General features: G+C 36.7%; 10 protein-coding genes. All 10 read right to left on the bottom strand.

Features of this window, described 5'->3' with window-relative positions; translation table 11 throughout:
* Positions 1 to 102: 102 nt before the first annotated feature.
* Positions 103 to 2,589: a DUF4982 domain-containing protein gene (locus ACRASX_RS09650; protein ID WP_432221044.1), complete on the bottom strand. Its 2,487-nt coding sequence runs from the start codon at positions 2,587 to 2,589 to the stop codon at positions 103 to 105.
* A gap of 382 nt (positions 2,590 to 2,971) precedes the next feature.
* A complete protein-coding gene (locus ACRASX_RS09645; protein ID WP_432221043.1) occupies positions 2,972 to 6,250 on the bottom strand; it encodes a glycoside hydrolase family 2 TIM barrel-domain containing protein in 3,279 nt (1,092 codons plus the stop codon).
* Positions 6,251 to 6,448: 198 nt separating this feature from the next.
* Positions 6,449 to 7,690, bottom strand: coding sequence for a glycoside hydrolase family 27 protein (locus tag ACRASX_RS09640; RefSeq protein WP_432221042.1), 1,242 nt, complete (start codon positions 7,688 to 7,690; stop codon positions 6,449 to 6,451).
* Positions 7,691 to 7,775: 85 nt separating this feature from the next.
* On the bottom strand, positions 7,776 to 10,892 hold the full coding sequence (locus ACRASX_RS09635) for a glycoside hydrolase family 2 TIM barrel-domain containing protein (protein WP_432221041.1): 3,117 nt from the start codon (positions 10,890 to 10,892) through the stop codon (positions 7,776 to 7,778).
* Between the two features lie 419 nt (positions 10,893 to 11,311).
* Entirely contained in the window at positions 11,312 to 12,493 is a 1,182-nt protein-coding gene (locus ACRASX_RS09630) for a PNGase F N-terminal domain-containing protein (protein ID WP_432221040.1), read from the bottom strand.
* A gap of 58 nt (positions 12,494 to 12,551) precedes the next feature.
* Positions 12,552 to 14,777 (bottom strand): GH92 family glycosyl hydrolase, encoded by a 2,226-nt coding sequence (locus ACRASX_RS09625; protein WP_432221039.1) that lies wholly within the window; start codon positions 14,775 to 14,777, stop codon positions 12,552 to 12,554.
* Between the two features lie 4 nt (positions 14,778 to 14,781).
* Positions 14,782 to 17,103: a GH92 family glycosyl hydrolase gene (locus tag ACRASX_RS09620; RefSeq protein WP_432221038.1), complete on the bottom strand. Its 2,322-nt coding sequence runs from the start codon at positions 17,101 to 17,103 to the stop codon at positions 14,782 to 14,784.
* Positions 17,104 to 17,110: 7 nt separating this feature from the next.
* Entirely contained in the window at positions 17,111 to 18,460 is a 1,350-nt protein-coding gene (locus tag ACRASX_RS09615) for an alpha-L-fucosidase (RefSeq protein ID WP_432221037.1), read from the bottom strand.
* Between the two features lie 2 nt (positions 18,461 to 18,462).
* Complete coding sequence (locus ACRASX_RS09610; RefSeq protein ID WP_432221036.1) at positions 18,463 to 20,793, bottom strand: glycoside hydrolase family 20 protein; 2,331 nt, start codon at positions 20,791 to 20,793, stop codon at positions 18,463 to 18,465.
* Between the two features lie 32 nt (positions 20,794 to 20,825).
* Entirely contained in the window at positions 20,826 to 21,845 is a 1,020-nt protein-coding gene (locus tag ACRASX_RS09605) for an isoaspartyl peptidase/L-asparaginase family protein (protein ID WP_066307052.1), read from the bottom strand.
* Positions 21,846 to 21,851 lie beyond the last annotated feature (6 nt).

The following is a 21,851-nucleotide window of genomic DNA, read 5'->3' as shown; positions in this document are numbered from 1 at the left end:
AATAGTATAGTTGGTTCAAATCTTTAGAAATATAAGATTTGTTTTCTAGTGTTTTATCTTCCTTTTTTAAATTCATATTATTTTGAAGCAGTTTGGATGTCTTTATTCTTTAAGATTTTGAGTAATCAGTTTTAATTTTGCAGTTTGCAATCCTTTTCCTGATACCATTAATTCGATCTCTCCCGCTTCTGAAGCCGATTGAACCAAAACTACCAGTTTACCACTAAATAATTTCATAGTTGGCAAGTGAAAAAGTTCTAACGACGTAGCATCACCGTTACTTACTGCTCTAAAATCACCAGCACCTTTTACTTTAAATTGCAATTGATTGGTTGCGGTTGGACACGGAATTCCGTTTTTATCGACAACGCTCACCGTTACAAAAGATAAATCTTTACCATCGGCGTCTAGTTTTGTTCGATCTGCTTCAACAATTAATTTATATGGTTTGCCAGCGGTACGCGTTTCTTTTTCGGCAACTACTTTTCCGTTGTCATCCAATGCGACTACTTTTATAATTCCTGGCTCGTATTTGACATCCATCCACATTAAGCGGTATCGGTTGGTTGGCGAACTGTTATTTTTTTTCTGGATCCCCATACTTTTTCCGTTCACAAAAAGTTCGGCGCTATTGTAATTCGTGTACACAAACACTGGTGTTACTTCGCCTTCGCGACCTTCCCAATTCCAATGTGGTAGCATGTGTAACGTTTCTTTTTTTGTATTCCAACGGCTACGGTACAAGTAAAAACGGTCTTTGGGTAAACCTGCTAAGTCGTTGATTCCAAAATACGAGCTGCGCGACGGCCAATTGTCATCATAAGGTGTCGGTTCTCCTAAATAGTCAAAACCAGTCCAAACAAATTCACCGATTACCCAGGGTTTATCGTCTTGCAACACAAAATCTTCATCTGGAATATTTGACCAACTGCAGGCTTCTAAATCATAAGAAGAAGACTGAAAATCATCGTATTTTTTCATTTTTGCCTCAACGACTGGAAACTTATAAATTCCTCTTGAACTTACAGTCGAAGCTGTTTCTGAACCTAGAATTAATCCTTGCGGAAAAGCCTTAAATGCTTCTTCGTATAAATTTACGCGGTAATTTAAACCTGGAATATCCAACAAAGCACCAAAACCCGAAGCAATAGTCGCTTTTACTTGGTCCATACCAACGGTAACTGGTCGAGTGGGATCTTCGCGATGAAAAATATCTTGCAACCACTTGGCGCGCTTTGCTCCTTCGGCTCCCCATTGATCAGGCACTTCATTTCCAGAACTCCACATCACAATACTCGGATGATTGCGAGTGGCGTGAACAAGGTTTACAATATCTTTTTCGGCATCCGTTTCAAAATAAAGATGGTAGCCATTTTCGACTTTTGGTTTCGCCCATTCATCAAAACTTTCGGCCAGAAATAAAAAGCCCATTTCGTCACACAATTCAAGTTGCTCCAATGATGGCATATTGTGCGAACTGCGAATGGCATTGGCTCCCATGTCTTTTAAAATCGTCAATTGTCTGCGCAAAGCAGCTTTGTTTACAGCCGTGCCAATTGGACCTAAATCGTGGTGCAAACAAACGCCTTTAAACTTTATAATGGAATCGTTTAAACTGAAGCCTTTATTGGCTTCGTATTTTATTTTTCGAATTCCGAATTTTGTTACTATTTCATCTTTTAAAATAGAACCAGCATAAAGTTGAGCAACAGAAGAGTATAAATAAGGCTTTTCTGGACTCCATAAGTTTGGATTTTTGACCGCTATATTTTGCTCAAATTCGTTACCATAAATAGCAGTGGTACTATCAATAGCAACAGTTTTTCCGCTGGCATCTTTAATGGTAGTTCGCAATCTAAGATTTTCTCCAGAAACTTTAGTTTTAATATTTACTTTTGCCAATTCATTAGTTATGATTGGCGTAGTAATAAACGTTCCCCATTGGTCGATGCTTTCGTTATTTTTAATAATCACGCGAACATTTCGGTACAATCCAGCACCAGGATACCAACGAGAAGATAGTTCTCGATTGGTCAATTTTACAGCTATCTTATTTTTAGTAGTTCCTAAGATATGAGATGTTATATCAAAATAAAAATAACTGTATCCATAATTCCAGCTGCCCACTTTTTTACCATTGATAAAAACTTCTGGCTCACTCATGGCACCTTCAAACAGTAGTAACACTTTTTTATCCGAATTAAAATTAGGAACAGCAAACTCATTTCGATACCAGCCCACGCCAATGTAAGGCAATGCACCAGTTCGACCTGTTTTTTCGGTAGCTACGTCTTCTCCATTTTGAACAATCGCTACATTTTGTTTGTCTATGTTTTTATTAAAAGGACCTTTTATTGCCCAATCGTGTGGCACAGTGACTTTTTCCCACTTCGAATCATTAAAAGTTGTGCTAAAACCATTAGAGAGGTCTCCTTTATGGAAACGCCAATTTTTTTCTAAAGTCAAAACTTCCCGATTCGATTGTTGCGCAAAAGCAGTTAGTGTAAAAATAAAAGTGAATAAAATAGCAGCACGCTGCTTAAAGCTTACGTCAGTTTTTTTTATAAATTTTAGTGTAACAGTTCTCATTGGCTTTTTCTAAGGTTGTAAATTATTATTTATTCTAAAAAACAGTAAAGGGCTTCCACTTAATTTCAAAGTCATCGTTATTAATTTATCTGACCATTTTAATAAAGTTACAGCTACTGTTTTACTACAGGGGAGCAATTAAATTTCATTCTGTTAAAAAACGCTCTTTTTGCAACAATAAATCGTTCTTGCTATCGCGACCTCCCCAAAAATATGAGAACTAACATTATGCAGCCTATTTATCAAATGATTTAAACCTAGTAATTAAAAAGCAGCTGGTAATAAAGCTTCGTTTAAGTTTAAGTTTAATTTTTATTTTGATATTTTAATTTATTGTTCTCCGAAAAACTAGCTACGAGTTTATTTCGTTTCACCTAAAGCGCTATTTAACAGGAACAATAGTATAGCCGTAGGTATACGTTTTAGCGTTCAATCTATATTTTTCTATCGTTAAAGATTTCATTGACCACGTATCTGCTCCACCAACACCTAACTGGACCATATCTACATTTACTGTATAATAGTTGTTTGGTTTAAGCTCGTTTGTATGCAGCGCCTTTTCAATTTGTTTGGTTTCCCAAGGCCAAACTGAAATGCTTAAAGGTGTATCTCCTATTATTTTTATACCACTCTCTTTGTTATTTTTTAAAGAAAACCATCTTACTTCAGTTCTATTGCCATTTTCTTGGGGTTTCACATAATTATGCAAGAAGCTTTCAACCTTGCCCGAATAAACATCGATTTCTGCAGCCGCACTTCGATCCGAATAATTTTCCCAAGGACCCTTCCCATAATAAGACATATTATTATAAGTATTTGGCGTATTAAAAGTGGTACCAACTCGTACCGGCATGGCCACAGATTCATCAATATTTAAGGTGTTGCCGATGTGGATTGATCCTAAACCGTTAATGGTGTACACCTGTTTGAACTGAATCTTATTTTTAATTTCTTGTTGCACTGTGACTTGAATATCACCATTTTTTAAAGTTTCAGAATTTAAAGAAACTAAACTTAAACTGTCAGGAGCAGTTCTCCAAAATTTTGCAAGGTTCTGAGATTTCCATCCACGTTGATCATTGTCTGTTTGTGGTCTCCAGAAATTCGATTTGAGTTCTGAATTAATTAAAACAGCACCTTTATAGTTATACCCACTTAAAACTCCAGAAGAAGCATTAAATTTAACTTCAAAGTTTTTTGTACTGATAGTAATATCTTTCTCATTTTTTTCAACTGATAATTTAGAGATTACCACTGCTGCTTCAGCGGATTTTTCGAACGGCAATTTGAATTGCTCTTTAGCCACCTCAAATCCAATTTTACTGTACAAGTTCTCCTTAGTACTAATCATTGAAATTCTCAGCCAATACTCTTTACCCGCTTTGGGCTTAATTGATTTTATGGAAAGATTTACATCTTTAGAACTTCCAGCTTCAAGGTCTAAGTTGGCAATACTTCCATTTTGAATTTCTTTTCCATCTTCTGAAACTGTCCAAACAAATCGATAGTCTTTTGTAGATTCAAAATTAAATCTATTATTAATAGTGATACTGCCCTTCTCAAGATCTATGGCAGTAAATGCTACCGGTTGAAACACGTATTTACACTCATAGATCTGTGGTTTTGGCGTTCTGTCTGAAGCAATAATACCATTGATACAAAAATTTGCGAGATTAGGTTTGTCTCCAAAATCACCACCATAAGCAAAATAATCCTGTCCGCTCTTATCGGTTTGTTTAATTCCTTGGTCAATCCAATCCCAAATAAAACCTCCGGCTATTTTATCGTTAGCTCTTATTATTTCCCAATATTCTTTAAAATGGCCAAGTGAATTCCCCATAGCATGCGCATATTCACAAGCAATAATAGGACGTGTAATTAATGGATTTTTCGCAAGCTCTTGCAATTGATCTAAGGTTGGATACATCCTGCTGATGACATCAACAAAACTCGGATCATCAGGATTGGACATGTCTTTGTTATAACGATCTTGATAGGCTTTTGTGTAAAAGTTATTATACAAAGGAGATTCTGGTAGGCCCTGTGCGCCTTCATAATGTATAAATCTTGTCGGGTCATAATCTTTCACCCATCCGGCCGCAGCTGCGTGGTTAGGCCCAGTTCCAGATTCATTTCCTAAAGACCATGAAATAACGCTAGGATGGTTTTTATCGCGTTCTACCATTTGAATGACACGCGCCATAAATGAAGCGTTCCAAGTAGGATCGTTCGCTAATTGCCCTCCAACACCATGGGATTCAATATTGGCTTCATCCATGACATAGATCCCATACGCATCACACAACTCATAAAAATATACATCGTTAGGATAATGTGCGGTTCTAACTGCGTTGATATTGAATTGCTTCATTAACTCCACATCTTGTTTAATTTCGGCTCTTGTCATAGTCTTTCCGCCAACATCACTATGGTCATGTCTATTCACCCCCATTAATTTTACAGCTTTTCCATTGACTTTTAAAACACCATCTCCAACTATTTCAACTTCTCTAAATCCTATTTTAGTACTTCTCGATTCTACAAGATTGCCATTATTGTCTGTTACATTTAACACCAAAGTATACAGATTAGGAATTTCTGCAGACCATTTTTTCGGGTTCACGATTTCTTGTTGTAACAATCCAAAAAGCACATGGTCTCGTGGCGGATACACTTCGTTTACAATTTTGTCAATTGCGATAGTTAAAGGTTGATCTAGAATATTCTTTGAATTTGAATCAAATAATTTGGCCTCTAAGTTCCAACCTTTGATATCGATATTCTTCGCAACTTTTACTTTGGGTCTAATTTGTAATAAGGCATTCTCATAGTTCGCATCCAAATTCGTTCTTACAAAAAAATCAGAAATATTGACTTTCGGTTGTGCTAATAAAAGTACCTCTCTATGAATCCCGCTCATTCTCCAATGGTCCTGATCTTCCAAATAACTACCATCACTCCATCTGAACACTTGTACTGCAATGGTATTTTCTCCTTTGGTTACAAAGTCGGTTATGTCAAATTCTGCAGGGAGTCTGCTGCCTTGACTGTATCCTACCTTTTTACCATTAACCCATACATAAAAAGCTGAAGACACGCCCGCAAAGTGCAGTACCAAATTTTTCTCGTTCCAATTTTCAGGCAATTGAAAAGACTTTAAATAAGACCCTACTGGGTTTTCTCTATCTATAAATGGAGGATTTGGTGTAAAAGGATAAACAACGTTTGTATAAATAGGTGTTCCATATCCTTTCATTTCCCAGCACGATGGCACTTCTATATTTTTCCACTGAGAAGCATCAAAATCTTGTTTGTAAAAATCTAAGGATCGATTTTTACTATCGGCCTCAAAACTAAATTTCCAATCCCCATCTAAACTCAATAACTCAGCATTTTTCCGATCTCCTTTCGCAGAAGCTGATTCTGTAGTATAGGAATACGACGTGGCTCTAGCTTGCATTTTATTAACGGAAATTAATTCTTGATTTTCCCAATCATTGTTTTGCCCATTAACCGAAAGCATCATTGTTAAAAAAATAAAAAGCGAGAGGCCTTTTAGCGGTTTCGTCTTTAAATTATAAAGTTGAAAAATAGGTTGAGTTCTAGTAACTGAAAGCAATAGAAACAAAACCAAACAGGAAAAAAGGAGTATAAAAATCATAATTAATACTTTTAACAATTGATAACTTAACAAATAAAAATGATAACCACGTCTTTGAAGACCAAGAGTCCGACAGACTCAAACTAAAATCTATTATAATTAATAAACCGATTTCTTATACTGTCTTGAGACATTAACCAGATTGTTAACCCTCATTCTTGAACTGCAGTACTAAATCTTGCTTTTATAACACTACTATTATTTATTCTGAAAAAAATTGAATGGTTTCGAAGTTCCATCAATAGTTAGAACTACCACTCCATGTTTAGGAACTTCAAAACTTAAGGTGTTATTTTGAGAGTTAGCTACATCTTTTTTCTCCCATAAATCACGGTAACTGTACCCTTTCGAGGCATCGATACCAACTGTATTTAAGTCCAAAGTCATGGTCGTTGCTTTGTTTGATCTGTTCAACAACGTCACAGCTACTTTTCCGCTCATGGTAGAAATTAAAGGTTTTGCCCAAATTTCTAAATCGCCATTATCAACCACTCTTCTCGCTTGATACACCAAAGGATCTTGATTAAGTGCAATAATTTCTTTGTTGGTTAATATGTCGATCGTTTGTTTCGACATGCTTCTCAAATCGTTACCTGCTAAAAGTGGCGAGTTCATCATGCACCACATTGTGAAGTGGGTTTTATCTTCGTCATAACTCATACCTCTTCCTACTTGCAACATATCCATATCGTTTACGTGCCCTGGAGACGCATATTTCCATAAATCAGCATTTAAGTCGATAATGTGTAAAATCGAATTGAATTCATTCGAAATATCGCCCGAAATACGCCAAGAATCTGCAATTTGAATCGCCCAAGTTCCTGGAAATTCCCATCTGCAAATATTAAAAACGGTATTTGGTTTGAGCTCTTTAATAGTATTCGCGATTTGCGTGTAGCGCGTTTGTTCGTCTAATCCCAACCAATCGCCACCGCACCAATCCACTTTAATAAAATCGTAGTTCCAATCGTTAAGCATTAATTTTAAATCTTTTCTGTCGTGTCCCATCAACCCAGCACCCACGCCAATGGTATCTTTGTCCCATTGCGACGCACACGTATTAATTCCAGCATCCGAATAAATTCCAGCTTTTAATCCTTTACTATGAATGTAGTCTGAAATTGCTTTCATTCCGTTTGGAAAACGCTCTTTGTGCACCAACAAATCTCCATTACTATCACGACCTCCAAAAAAACCATCGTCAATATTTACATACGAATAGCCGGCTGCGGCCATACCCGAAGAAATCATAAAATCGGCTTGCCCTTTAATCACTTCTTCATTAATGGCAACGTGAAAGTTATTCCAACTGGACCAACCCATAATAGGCGTTTTTGGTTTTTGAACGTGTTGACTTGTATTCAAAGTAACCGTTTGCTTTTCCTGCACTTTACAAGATGCTAAAAGTAGAACTGATATTAGGAGATAATATTTAATCATTTCGTTTTATTTTAAAAAAAATATCGACTCTTCATCGTTGACAAAAAGCCGATACTTCACTATCTAAATTGTTTTAAACTCGTTTTTACTTTACTATAGGAACCATCCAGTATGAATACGAATAATCTTTGTAATTCAGTCGGTATTCTGGTAAAGGCAATGTTCCCCAACTGTTGATGCTTCCTAATCCTTGTTGAAAACCATCAATGTTTACAAACACTTCTTTTCTTGGGTCAATTTCTCCTGCGTGTTCTTGAGCTCTGTCGTCCCCACTATGCAAATCTTCTTCTTTGAAATTAAGTGCCGAAGCAGAGAATGGTGTTTCACTTATAAACTTAAGTCCAGAGCCATTTTCTTTTGTAAGAGCCACCCAACGTGTTTCCAATTTATTTCCGTTTTCTTGCGGACGAAGGTATCCAAAATACTGCTCAGCAATAGTTTGCTTGTACAAGCCTACTTTAGCCGCATGCTGTCTGTCCGTATACGCTTCAAAAGGTCCTTTCCCGTAAAAAGTTATATTTTTATAGGTTTCTGGCAACACTAATTTATTTCCGAATTTGTAAAAATCAGTATGCTTCCCTTTTAAGGCTTTTAAGTCATTGGTTACTTTTACCGCACCGTTACCGTCTACTACGAAAGTTTCCGTAAGAGTCGCATCGCCATTGAATAAAGTTCTTACAAACATAATTTGAACTTCAGTTTTTGACAGTTGCTTTACATTTGCGGTTACAGCACCAGAAGTACCCGCGTCTTTCCAGGCTTTGTAACTTTTTTGTGTTCCTGCTCCGTAATCATTATCTGTTGGAGCACGCCAAAAATTCACTTCTGGACCTTTATTCAACAAACTTTCATTTTTAAAATTGAAATCAGTTAACGTTCCTTCTTTTTGATTAAATGCTAATTGGAAGTCTTTTCCTGTAACCGTAATCACATCGCCTTTTGCTTTAAAGTTTACTGTTTCAGTTGCTTTTTCAGGAACTTGAACCAATCCTTTTTGCAATTCAAATTGCTCGTACGCCACTCTATAACCTGCTTTTAATAATGGCTCATCCGATTTTAATACCGTAGACACATTTAAGAAATATTCTACACCCGTTTTAAACTGTGTTGTAAACGGAATGCTTACTGCTTTTATCGTTTGAGGTGCAATATCAAGCGCATCAATAGTTCCTGATTCTACCACTTCTCCATTAGCAATCACTTCCCAATTTAATTTATAGTTTGATAAATCTCTAAAGAAATACCAGTTTTTAATATCAACGATTCCCTTTTTAAGATCCTTTGCATAAAATTTCACATCTTGTTGTATGTGAGCTACTTCATGAATGTGTGGGTTTGGCGTACGGTCGGCTTGCACCAATCCATTTAGTAAAAAGTTATTATCACTTGGTGTACCTTCTGGACCAAAATCGCCACCGTAAGCATAAATTTCTCTACCATTTTTAGTAACTTTTAGACCTTGATCTACAAAATCCCAGATAAAACCACCTTGAAGCTTGTCGTATTTCTCAAACAAATCCCAATATTCTTTAAAACCGCCCATACTATTTCCCATGGCATGCGCATACTCACATAAAACTAAAGGTTTAATTCTGTGTTTGTCTTTAGCGTACGCTTCAATTTGTTCAGGAGTATCATACATTGGTACAAATAAATCCGTGTTCCATTCGTGAACGGCACGTTCATGCTGAATTGGTCTGGTGTCATCTATCTTTTTAGCAGATAAATACGTTTGATAGAAGTTATACCCATTACCTGCTTCGTTACCCATAGACCAAATTACGATCGATGGATGGTTTTTATCGCGTTGTACCATACGATCTACACGCTGTAAATGAGCGTCTAACCAAGCCGGATTGTTTGCCAAAGTTCTATCTAAAGCATAACCCATTCCGTGTGATTCTATGTTAGCTTCATCGACAACGTAAATACCATATTCATCACATAATTCATAAAAATAAGGATCATTCGGGTAGTGCGCGGTACGTACTGCATTGATGTTGAATTCTTTAAATATCTTAACATCTTTAAGCATGTCTTCACGAGAAATTACGTGTCCCGTGTTCGGATCATGCTCGTGTCTGTTTACACCTTTAAATAAAATTGGACGACCATTTACTAAATACTGACCATTTTTAACTTCAGAAGTTCTGAAACCTACTTTTTTAGAAATAGCTTCTACTACATTTCCTTTATGATCTTTAACAACAATGTCCAGTTGATATAAGTTCGGAATCTCAGCAGACCACGTTTTTACTTGTGGAATTTTTTGTTTGAAATTGAATTTTCCTGCAGCATTAGCATTTAATTCGTATGCTGAAGTTGTACTGTAAATCGACTGATTGTCTCTGGTCAATTCAACAGAAATACTTCCTTTTTGTTTTTTAGAATCAACGCTTTTAAGATCTACTGCTAAATCAAAAACACCATCCGTATAATTATTTTCTAAACCTGCTTTTGCAAAATAATCTGCTAATTGCACTTTTGGTCGAGCGTACAAATACACGTCGCGCTCAATTCCTGAAATTCTCCAGAAATCTTGACATTCTAAGTAACTACCATCACTCCAACGGTACACCTCTAACGCAATTGTATTTTTTCCTGGTTTTACAAACTTGGTCACATTAAATTCTGCTGGAAGTTTTGAATCTTGACTGTAACCCACTTTCTCTCCATTAATCCAAACATAAAAAGCCGATTTTACCGCACCAAAATGGATGAATAAATCTTTACCATTCCAATCTTTTGGAACATCAAACGTTCTTTTGTACGATCCAACCGGATTGTTTCCGTCTGGGATATCTGGCGGATTTAGTTCTCCTTTTTGAAAAGGATATGAAGCGTTCACGTAAATCGGAATACCGAAACCTTCAACTTCCCAATTGGCAGGTACTTTTATAGTGCTCCATTTGGATGTATCGTAATTGTCTTTAAAAAAATCAACTGGTCTTAATTCTGGCGAATCCACATAATTAAATTGCCAAATACCATTTAACAATAAATAATTCTCCGCTTTTGCCATGTTTTCTTTTTTAGCCAATTCTAACGAATTGTACGGAAAAAAAGTAGCTCGTGCATCTAATTTATTAATTCCCACAACTGCTGGATTTTCAATAACTGGATCTAGCGTTTGAGCTTGAACTACATTTACTCCTATAAACCATAGGAGAAAAACGTGCAATAGGTGGCTTGTTTGTTTCATTTCTAATTAATTTAACTTGATTTTTTTTGATATGTATAGTTTCCTCTTTCACGACACGTACAATCGTAAAATTCAATAGCGATAGTTTTTTTTTACTTGCATTAGCAATTCTCAAATATATAACAGTTTTCTTGATTCATACACCAGTACCTACCAGTTTGTTTTGCGAAATCTATTAAAAAAAGGCATTTACATGAATCTATTTCTGCTTCAACGTTTAGCCACTTACAGCATTCCTTTTCCTTGACGGTTTTAAACTAGTAAAATTTTAAATTTGGAATAAAAAAAAAGCCAGAAATAATTTTTTCTGACTCTTAATTCAATTTTAATAATACGCTTCGTTTATCTTTCAAAAAGACATACTATCTTTTAATTATAAGAGTTGAAGCTAATGCCGAACAACGTGATCTTTTCTTATTTTAGTATTCATAAGTTAAATAGGCAGAAACCAACCAATGGTTTAATTTCTCACCCTCTACTGGAGTGGCTGGAATTTTAATTCGAAGCGCATGTGAACCAGCCTTCAAATCACTTAATTTTACAACCATAGGTTCTACAGAAGAACCTGGACACCAATTTGATCGTGATAAATCAGAAGAAGCAATGCGCTCTTCGATTTCTTTCACTTCATACGTATTTGTTTTTTCATTAATGTAAGAAGCAGAGTCTTTTTTGATCCAAACTCCAGAACTTGGGTTGAATCTTCTAAAAGAGGCACAATCGTCTCTCCACGGAATCGTATCTAAAACTAATTTATTGTCAAAATATACACTGTTTTTAATCTTGATAAATTCATCACCACCACTATGACCACCGTGACCTGTTGTAATATAATGCAGTTTTACGTTTTTTACATTCTTTTTTAAATTGAAAACCGTTTCTAACTCCTTATGAGCGAAGTTGTCTGGTATTTGTTGTCCACCAACATACGGTATTGTATTTACCAAAGGTAAAACCATCACTTTATGCTGTTTTCTATTCGAATAGGTTAGTTCTAAATCAAATTCATAACCTTCAGGAGTCCACGAATCAATCCAAATTCCAACATAAAATGTACCGGTTACCAAACTTTCTAAATCTGTAATATCATGTTCCCAAACTACTTGCTTTTCCCAACTCGGAATGTATACGGGTCTTCTGTTTTTTACTTTATTATCACTGTAATGCCCTACGCCAAAAGGAGTCATAAATCGCATTAATTCTACCACAGGATTATAGGTTGATCCCGCAACAAACCCAGCGTATTTATCATCCACATAAGAATCTGTTGGAAATTTTTCGTTTTTTTCTGTCAAGCTAAGAATTGATAATTTTTTTGGATCAGAAACCACAAAACAAGAACCCGATTTGTCCCAACGATCCCCATTCGAACGCACCGTTAATTTTATTTTCACATCGGTACCATTTTTAAAAGTTGGCATGGTTACTTTTTTATAAACGACACGGCCACTCATTAAACTCACTGCTTCAGGATCTGTTCCTTTGGCACCACCAAAATTAAGAGGCTGCTTATTAAAAATAGTATGGTGCGTAGCTTCCTGCGCGTTTACCGACAGTACAGCAGCAAAAAATAAGGTAAATAATAATGTAATTGATTTCATTTTGAATGTATTAATTGATTTCTCTCTTCTAAAACTTTCTAGGTTTTAGTACGATCGCTTATTGTAAAATAATTTTTAAATTCTTAGCGTTTACTAAATCGTTGTGGTCTATAAAATAACCTTTGTTTGTTTTTCCATCTACTTTAATTGTATTGATTCGACCGTTTGAATTCGTCACTTTTTCGATCACCAATTCACTTTTTTGGTAATATCCCGAATCTAGTTGAATCGTAATTTTATCAAACAACGGTTTTGTAATCGTGTATTTTGGTTCTCCAGGCGCGATTGGATAAAAACCCATCATCGAATAAACGACCCAAGCAGACATGGTTCCGGTATCGTCATTTCCAGGAATTCCATCGGGCGTATTTTTAAAATGAGTGCGAACCAATTCTTCCACCAATTTTTGACTGCGCCACTCTTCTCCTTTTACATAATTGAATAAATACGGATACGCAATGTCTGGCTCGTTGGCCATATCAAATTGCTTGGTATCAAAAATCTTTTGCAATTGATCAGTGAAACCTTTATCTCCGCCCATTAACTTCTTCAAACCATTTATATCATGCGGAACCATAAACGCATATTGCCACGCGTTTCCTTCGATAAAACCAATGTTTTCGGTAAAATTAGCACCGGCATTGGGATCGAATGGTTCGTACCAACTTCCATCTTTTGTTCGTGGTCGTAGTAATTTAAAGTTTTTATCGAACAGTTTTTTATACGATAACGAGCGATTCTTAAAACGTTTGTAATCGCCTTTATGTCCTAATTCATTCGCTAATAAAGCAATCGCATTATCGGCAGCATTGTATTCTTCAGTTGTCGAAACCGATCCACCATTTTCGGTAGTTACAAAACCTTTTTCGATATACTCTTGTAAACCTGGTCGCAACGGATTATTCTCAATCTGATCGGCACTTTTTAGCATCGCTTTGTATGCTTTTTGCACATCGAAATCACGAATTCCTTTGAGGTACGTATCCGTAATGACAATACTGGCAGGATCTCCCACCATCGTAAAAGTTTCGGTCGAGTTCAATTCCCATTTAGGCAACCAACCGTTTTCATCGTACATATCCAACATGCTTTTTACCATATCCGATTGTTGTTTTGGATACACTAATGACATTAATTGATGTACATTTCGGTAGGTATCCCACAACGAAAAAACAGTGTAACGCGTACCATCGGTCTTGCCAATTTTACCTGTTTTAATTTCGGGATATTCACCATTAACATCATTCAGTGTATTCGGATGAATCAACGTATGATATAATGCAGTATAAAATACCGTTTTATCTTCTTTGGTCCCGCCTTCTACTTTAATTTTAGAAAGTTCATCATTCCATTCCTTATAAGTTGCTGCATAAACTGCTTCGAAACTTTTGTTACCAGTTTCTTTTTCTAAATTTTCACGAGCATTTTCGATACTGACATAACTCACTCCAATTTTAACTTCTACGGTTTCTGTTTTCTCAAAATTATAACTGAAATAACTTCCAATACTATCACCCACGACCATCTTTTTGGATTGCTCCATCAATCTGGTTTTTCCGTTGTATCCCATCCACTGAGCTTCCACACCTTCATATTTGGCAGGTTTTTTCCAAACCCCAAAATGATCGGCTGGTTTCGAAAATTTCGCTACAAAATAAACAGGGTAAGCTGCTTCGGGACTGTTGTAACAAAAAGTTCCTACCGAGCGCATTCCTTGAATTTCTGTTGAAGAAACGACTTGAATCATGGCGCCTTGCTCGTTCGTTAAACCCACGCCTAAATTCAATAACACATTGGCTTGTCCCTTCGGAAAAGTAAATTTACTGACTCCTACTCTTTTCGAAGCTGTAAATTCTCCCTTAACATTGTATTTGTCAATTTGAGTACTGTAATATGCTGCTTTTGCTACTTCGTTAGTATAAGTAGAACCGTATTTTAAATGATTGGTTTCTATCTTTCCTGTGGTTGGCATAAGCAATATAACGCCCAATTCTGGACAGCCCACACCACTTAAATTGACTTGACTGAATCCCGTTAAAAACGTATTTTCATGCACGTACGGATTGGACAACCATTGGCTGTCTTTTTCTAATTTATTGGGAGCTCCCGCTACATTAAACGGACTAATACTGGCCATTCCTCTTGGTGCAATTGGTCCCGGAAAGGTGGCTCCGTAATTGGATGTCCCAATAAATGGATTCACATAGTCGGCTGGTTCTTGTGCAAAAGCTACAAATTGATTGCAAAAAATTGCGAAAAGAACGATTAATTTCAACTGTTTCATGGCTTTATTTTTTTGAAGTGCTTAAAGAATACGGCACACTTTCGGCAGAAGTTCCCCAATTTTTATTTGGAGTATCGCCCATCTTAAACTGCAAAGCGCCTCCTTTTTGTATGTCCTCAAATTTTAAAAACGTCTTGTTATACGCATTTCCATTCAGTTCGGCACTTTGGATGTAAAAGTTTGATTTTGAATTGTCTTTTGAATTAATTTCGAACGTATTTCCGTTTTCTAAATGAAGGGTTGCTTTTTGAAATAAAGGACTTCCGATCACGTATTCGTTAACGCCCGGCGTAACTGGATAAAATCCTAAGGCACTAAAAACATACCAAGCAGATGTTTGTCCGTTGTCTTCGTCTCCACAATATCCATCTGGAGTAGCCGAATATAATTTGGTCAGTACGTCTCTTATTTTTTCTTGCGCTTTATATGGTTTATTGGCATAGTTGTACAAGTAAATCATGTGCTGAATTGGTTGATTTCCGTGCGCATAATTGCCCATATTTACAATTTGCATTTCTCTGATTTCGTGAATGGTAAATCCATAATACGACGCATCAAATTGTGGTGGCATTTCAAAAACTTCATCTAATTTGGAAGCGAACTGTTCTTTACCTCCCATTAAATCAATTAAACCTTGAATGTCATGAAAAACAGACCAGGTATAATGCAAACTGTTTCCTTCGGTAAAAGCATCTCCCCATTTTAAAGGATTAAACGGACTTTGAAAACTTCCGTCTTTGTTTTTTCCGCGCATCCAATTGGTCGACGGATCAAACACATTTTTATAATTCATCGATTGCTTGTAATACTTTTTTGCAAGCGCTTTTTTTCCTAATTTTTCGGCCATTTGTGCAATGGTAAAATCAGCGTAAGCATATTCTAAAGTTCGAGCAGCATTCTCATTTATTTTTACATCATAGGGTACATAACCTAATTTATTGTAATACGCTAAACCTTCTCGCCCTACTGAATTAACAGGTCTTCCATCGGCAACAGTAGCATTTTTCAGCATGGCTTCCAGCAACAATTCGGCATCCATATCTTTGGCTCCTTTTAAGAAAGCATCTGCAATAATAGGAGCCGAATTTGATCCAATCATTACATCACGATGGCCTGGACTCGCCCATTCTGGCAACCAACCTGACTCTTTGTACGTGTTTGCCAAACCTTGCATGATTTTACCATTGAGCTCTGGATACATCATATTAAAGAATGGAAAAACCGCTCTAAATGTATCCCAAAAACCATTGTCGGTAAACATATAACCCGGTAAAACTTTCCCGTTGTACGGACTGTAGTGCACTACTTTATTGTTGGCATCAAATTCGTAAAATTTTCTTGGGAATAATAAAACGCGGTACAAACTAGAATAGAACGTTCTCAGATGATCAATATTATCATCTTCGATCTGAATTCTGCTTAATTCGGTTTCCCAAGCTTGTTTTGCTTTTTGTTTGGTTTGTTCGAAATTATCCGATCCAATTTCTCTCGAAAGATTCAATTGTGCTTGTTCGGCACTTATGAATGAAGAAGCAACTTTTACATGAACCACTTCTCCTTTTTTTGTTTTAAATCCGATGATAGCGCCCACATGTTCACCTTCACTATTGGTCGAATTTTCGACTAATTGCCATCCGTCTTTCCAAGTGTGATTGATTTCAAAATCTTTATCAAATTCTGCCACAAAATAATTGTAAAAATTGTCTGGAACACCGCCACTGTTATTTCGGCAATAGCCAATAATTTTACGTTCTTTCGGAAGAATTTTTACCATCGATCCTTTGTAAAAAGCATCTAATATGATGTACGATTGCTCCGATTTTGGAAAAGTAAATTGAAAATGAGCCGCTCTTTCTGTGGGAGCAACCTCAGCAACCACATCATAATCGGCCAAATAAACGGAATAATGATACGGTTTTACGGTTTCTGCTTTGTGCGAAAACCAAGATTCTCTTTCGTCTTCTTGAAACTTTAAATCGCCAGTAACTGCCATTAATGAAAAAGCAGCGTAATCGTTGACCCATGGACTCGGCTGATGCGTTTGTTTGATGCCTCTAATCTTATTTTCATCGTATTTATACGTCCAACCATCTCCCATTTTTGAGGTCATTGGTGTCCAAAAATTCATAGCCCAAGGTGTTGCAATAGCTGGATACGTATTCCCATTGGATAAATCGAACGAAGAATCCGTTCCCATTAATGGATTTACATAATCAACTAAAGCAGTATCGGTATTTCTTTGAATATTTTGAGCTGTTGTACTTAGATTACTTCCTAAAAAAGCAATAAACAGCACCCATAAATATTTAAAAATTTGATTTTGCATTGTGTTTTTATTGGTTTAATTCAACAGCATTACCATGTCCTCGGTACAAAACCAACGGACTATCTAACGTCACTTCTAACAAGGTAACATACGGATCTAAGTTTTTTTCCTGTGGCACTTCTATTCTTAAGATACCTGGAATATTATTCCAAACTGCCCCACCATTTCTTTCGAAATTCAATTCTTGATTGGTTCCTACGACTTTAATCGATTTTACTTTATTCTGAATTCCTTTTAAAGAAACATAGTTTTTAGGTGCATCAAATAAAGCCAAATAAATTTTGGTTTCGTCTTTACTCAATAAAGTTGGTCCGTAAAAATGACCGTAAGGCAATCCAGCTTTCGAACTAAAAATGGCCGATTCATGTTTGTTTACCCATTCACCTAAACCTTCTAGGCGCTCTACTTGCTCCGGAGCGATAGTTCCGTCAGGTTTCGGACCGATATTTAATAATAAATTTCCTCCCGTAGCAATCACTTCAACAAATGTTCTCACAATTTGAGAGATTGGTTTGTAATTGGTGTCTGATGGAAAATAACCCCAATTGTCATTCATGGTCATACAAAATTCCCAAGCTCCTTCGGGTCTAACGATTGGCACACCTTGTTCTGGCGTACTGTAATCGCCGTAGGTTTTCAATCGAGAATTTACGATCACTTTTGGATCCCATTTCAACAACGAATCTTTTAACGATTCTGCTTGCCACTGTTCGCTCGTTTTTTCCCAATCGCCATCAAACCAATATAAATCTGGACTAAATTTAGTGCTCAACTCTTTTAACTGATTGTCATTGAATTTAAGAAAACGTTGCCACGGAGACAATTGATTTTGATTTTTTTGAGGGTAGTCTTTTCTGGTATCAGGACGAGGAAAAACCACATCGTAATCAGGATGTGACCAATCGATTATAGAATAGTACAACCCCACTTTTAAGTTTTCTTTACGCAAAGCAGCTACAAAGGGTGCTACTAAATCACGCTTAGCAGGCGTTTTTTCTTTAACATTCAACTTGCTAAATTTAGTATCCCACAAAGCCACCCCATCGTGATGCTTTGTGGTTAATACTGCATATCGTGCTCCAATCTTCTTGAACAATTTTGCCCAAGCTTCTGGATCATAATTTTCGGCGGTGAACTTTTTACCTTGTGCCATATAGTCGTTGTACGTAATGCGTTTGTGGTACATCGACCACGATTCGCCAATTCCGTTTACGCCATAATAACCCCAGTGAATAAAAACACCCAATTTCGCATCTTGAAACCACTCCAACCGTTGTTCTTTGGTCAACTTTTCTTGCGCTTGCAATTGAAAAGTGACCAAGAAAACGAAAACTGTTATAATTTTTAAATACTTCATCCTTAATTAATTAAAATTTCATCCACAAATAACCAAGCTTTTCCACCATTAGGAAGCGTTTTTAAACTTGTTGCAACCACCTTCACATAGCGTACTGACTGTTTTTCAAAAGAGATTTTAAAATCTTTCAAATCAAATGATGGGTTTTTAGCAAAATCTCTTTTTTCTACTCCTATTTCTTTATACGTTTTACCATCTGTAGAAACAAATACTGTAACTGATGTTGGGAAATAAATACCAGGTCCTTGATTTTCTAAAGTACCCAAAGTCACCTCTTGAATTGCTGTTGCTGCACCTAAATCGATTACCGCTTCCATGTCTTTACCCAACCATGCTTGCCAGTGACCGTCTGTAAAATTTTTGGTTCCACGCAACGTATTGGTCAATCCAAATTCACCTTCGCCTTTGTATTGATCGTCATATGTTTCTTTGAAAGTTACTTTTTTACCAACCGCTTTATGAAACTCGATCGTCGTGTTGAATGGAACTCCAACTGGTTGATCGTTTTTAAATAAAGACGCATGAACCGTAGTTGTTTTATCAATCTTTAACGGCTGGGTATATTTTGTAGCTTGCTCTGTTAATTTTTTATCGCCTAAAGTATAACGAATGTCAGCATTTGGAAATTCATTTTTCAGCGATAAAGAAACCTCTTGCGTTTTCATATCAATTTGAACATCGTGCGTTACCAAATAAGCACTTTTTGCATAATTGATTCCCATATAATCAAAACGACTGAATAGTGTCACAATACGATTAGAGAAATTTTCCCAATTGCGAGACTCTTTAGGCGACCATAAGGTCTCTGACAGTGCCGCTAACCTTGGGAAAATCATGTATTCTGAATGTGCTTCGGTCTTAATTTGCTCAGACCATACATTGGCTTGACCACCTAAAACGTGTTTTGCTTCTGCTGGCGTCATGGTATCAACAGTAGGATCAAAAGTGTAAACCATGCTCAATGGTGTGTAACCTCCCCAAGCCAATGGCTCTTCGTTTTGTGGTCCTTGATAATGGTCAAAATAGCAGTGAGATCCTGGAGTCATAATTACATCATGTCCTTGTTTTGCTGCTTCAACTCCGCCAGCAACACCTCTCCAGCTCATTACTGTAGCTTCGGGAGCGATTCCGCCTTCTAAAATTTCATCCCAACCAATTAGTCTTTTACCTTTAGAATTGATAAAAACTTCCATTCTTTTGATGAAATAACTTTGCAGTTGATCTACGCTTTTTAGTCCTTCTGATTGCATTCTTTTTTTGCAATGAGGACATTTTTCCCAATTCGTCTTGGTAGCTTCATCGCCACCAACATGAATGTATTTTGAGGGAAAAATAGCCATCACTTCAGTAAGCACATCCTCTAAAAACTCAAATGTATTTTCTTTTCCAGCACAGTAAATATCTGTAATTGGCCAAACTCCACCAGAAGGAACTCCAATTGGTGTACCAAAACAAGATAATTCTGGATACGCTGCAATAGCAGACGATACGTGCGCAGGCATTTCTATTTCTGGGATAATCTCCACATTTTTAGTCGTTGCATAGGCCACTAATTCTTTTAATTCTTCTTGCGTATAAAAACCACCATAGGTTCCTTTTTCATCTGCAGTTGGTGTGTATCTTCCATCCCAATGTTTGTCTTCTTGATCGACTCTCCAACCACCAACTTCGGTTAATTTCGGGTATTTTTTAATTTCGATTCTCCAACCTTGATCATCTACTAAGTGCAAGTGTAAAACGTTCATTTTTAGCATTGCCAAACGATCTACGGTTTTTTTAAGATAATCCATTTTAAAGAAATGACGGGCTACGTCTAACATTAAACCTCTGTATTTGTAACGCGGTTGGTCAGTAATCGTTACGTTTGGAATAACCCATTCGCCACTAGAAATACGCTTTGCACTCTCAATACTTGCAGGAAGCAATTGACGAAGAGTTTCTATACCATACAAAAATCCAGCGTTTCCTTTAGCAGTAATTAGTACTTTATCTGAAGTTACTACTAACGTATACGCTTCATCAGCTAATTTTTCATCGACCACAAATTGAACAAAGTCTTTTGCTGGTGCTTGCTCTACCAACTCTAAACTCCATCCCGAAGTTTCATTGAATTTGTCAATTAAAATAGACGCAATTTCTTTTTGAGCAGCATCGGTGGCTACAAATTGTGTATTTTCAGTAAATTCGAACGAACCCTCTTGCAATTGTAATGCTGCTGGTTTCGGAATAATTGAAATATCTTTTTCTGTAAAGACCTTAGTCACTTTCGTTTTTTGGCACGAAACCGTTACGGCTATTAAAACCAAAAGCAGAACCTTTTTTAATACATTCATTTTCATAAATTTTATATTATCAATTGTTTTTTTTACTCGTCCCAAGACATCTTGAAAGTTGCATCTTCCATTCTATTCCCTTTATCATCATCGCATACGGCATAATTAAATCCCGAGCGTAAACTGTAACCCGCATGTTCCCCATTTTTGTTGATGGCTATAAATCCGACTTGCAGATATTCCATGTCTTTGTGGTTTTTATGTTTATTGTAAATGCGTTCTACAATTTCCTTACAGGCGTCATAAGGTGATTTCCCTTGACGCATCAATTCAACAACCATCGCACTTCCCGCAGTACGAATCACTGCTTCACCCAAACCGGTTGCGGCAGCTGCTCCTACTTCATTATCTAAAAATAAACCCGCACCAATAATAGGCGAATCGCCCACACGACCATGCATTTTCCAAGCCGCGCCACTGGTGGTACAACCGCCAGAAATGTTTCCATCCTTGTCAATAACCAACATCGAAATCGTATCGTGATTTTCCATATTAATGACTGGCTTGTATTTGGATTCTTCCAGCCATTTTTTCCAATCGGCTTCGGCTTCAGCAGTTAGCAAGTTTTCTTCTTTAAAACCTTCTGCTAAGGCAAATTGAAGTGCCCCTTGACCAGTTAACATTACGTGTGGCGTGTTTTGCATTACTTTTTTGGCCACCGAAATTGGATGCATAATTCCTTGTAAAAAAGAAACCGCGCCACAATTACTGTTGTGATCCATAATGCAAGCGTCTAAAGTTACTTTGCCTTCTCTATCCGGAAAGCCACCGTAACCCACACTTCGAACTTTAGGATCTGCTTCTGGAATTTTTAATCCTTCTTCAATTGCATCTAAAGCGGAGTTTCCTTTCTTCAATTGCTTCCAAGTTTCTTCGTTTGCAGGCAAACCGTGATTCCATGTCGAAATAACTAACGGTTTATTTCCTTTAGTACTTCTTGAACCTACAGGTATTGCGACCGTTTTATCGTTTAAAACGCCACAACTTAAAACCGAGCCAATGCCGATAGTACCTAAAGCTGCTTTTTTTATAAAATTTCTTCTATCAGACATACAAGC

Source organism: Flavobacterium sp. TMP13 (genome assembly GCF_050847115.1).
In the GTDB taxonomy this organism is placed as follows: Bacteria; Bacteroidota; Bacteroidia; order Flavobacteriales; family Flavobacteriaceae; genus Flavobacterium.
This window is presented reverse-complemented; position numbering and strand designations above follow the sequence as displayed.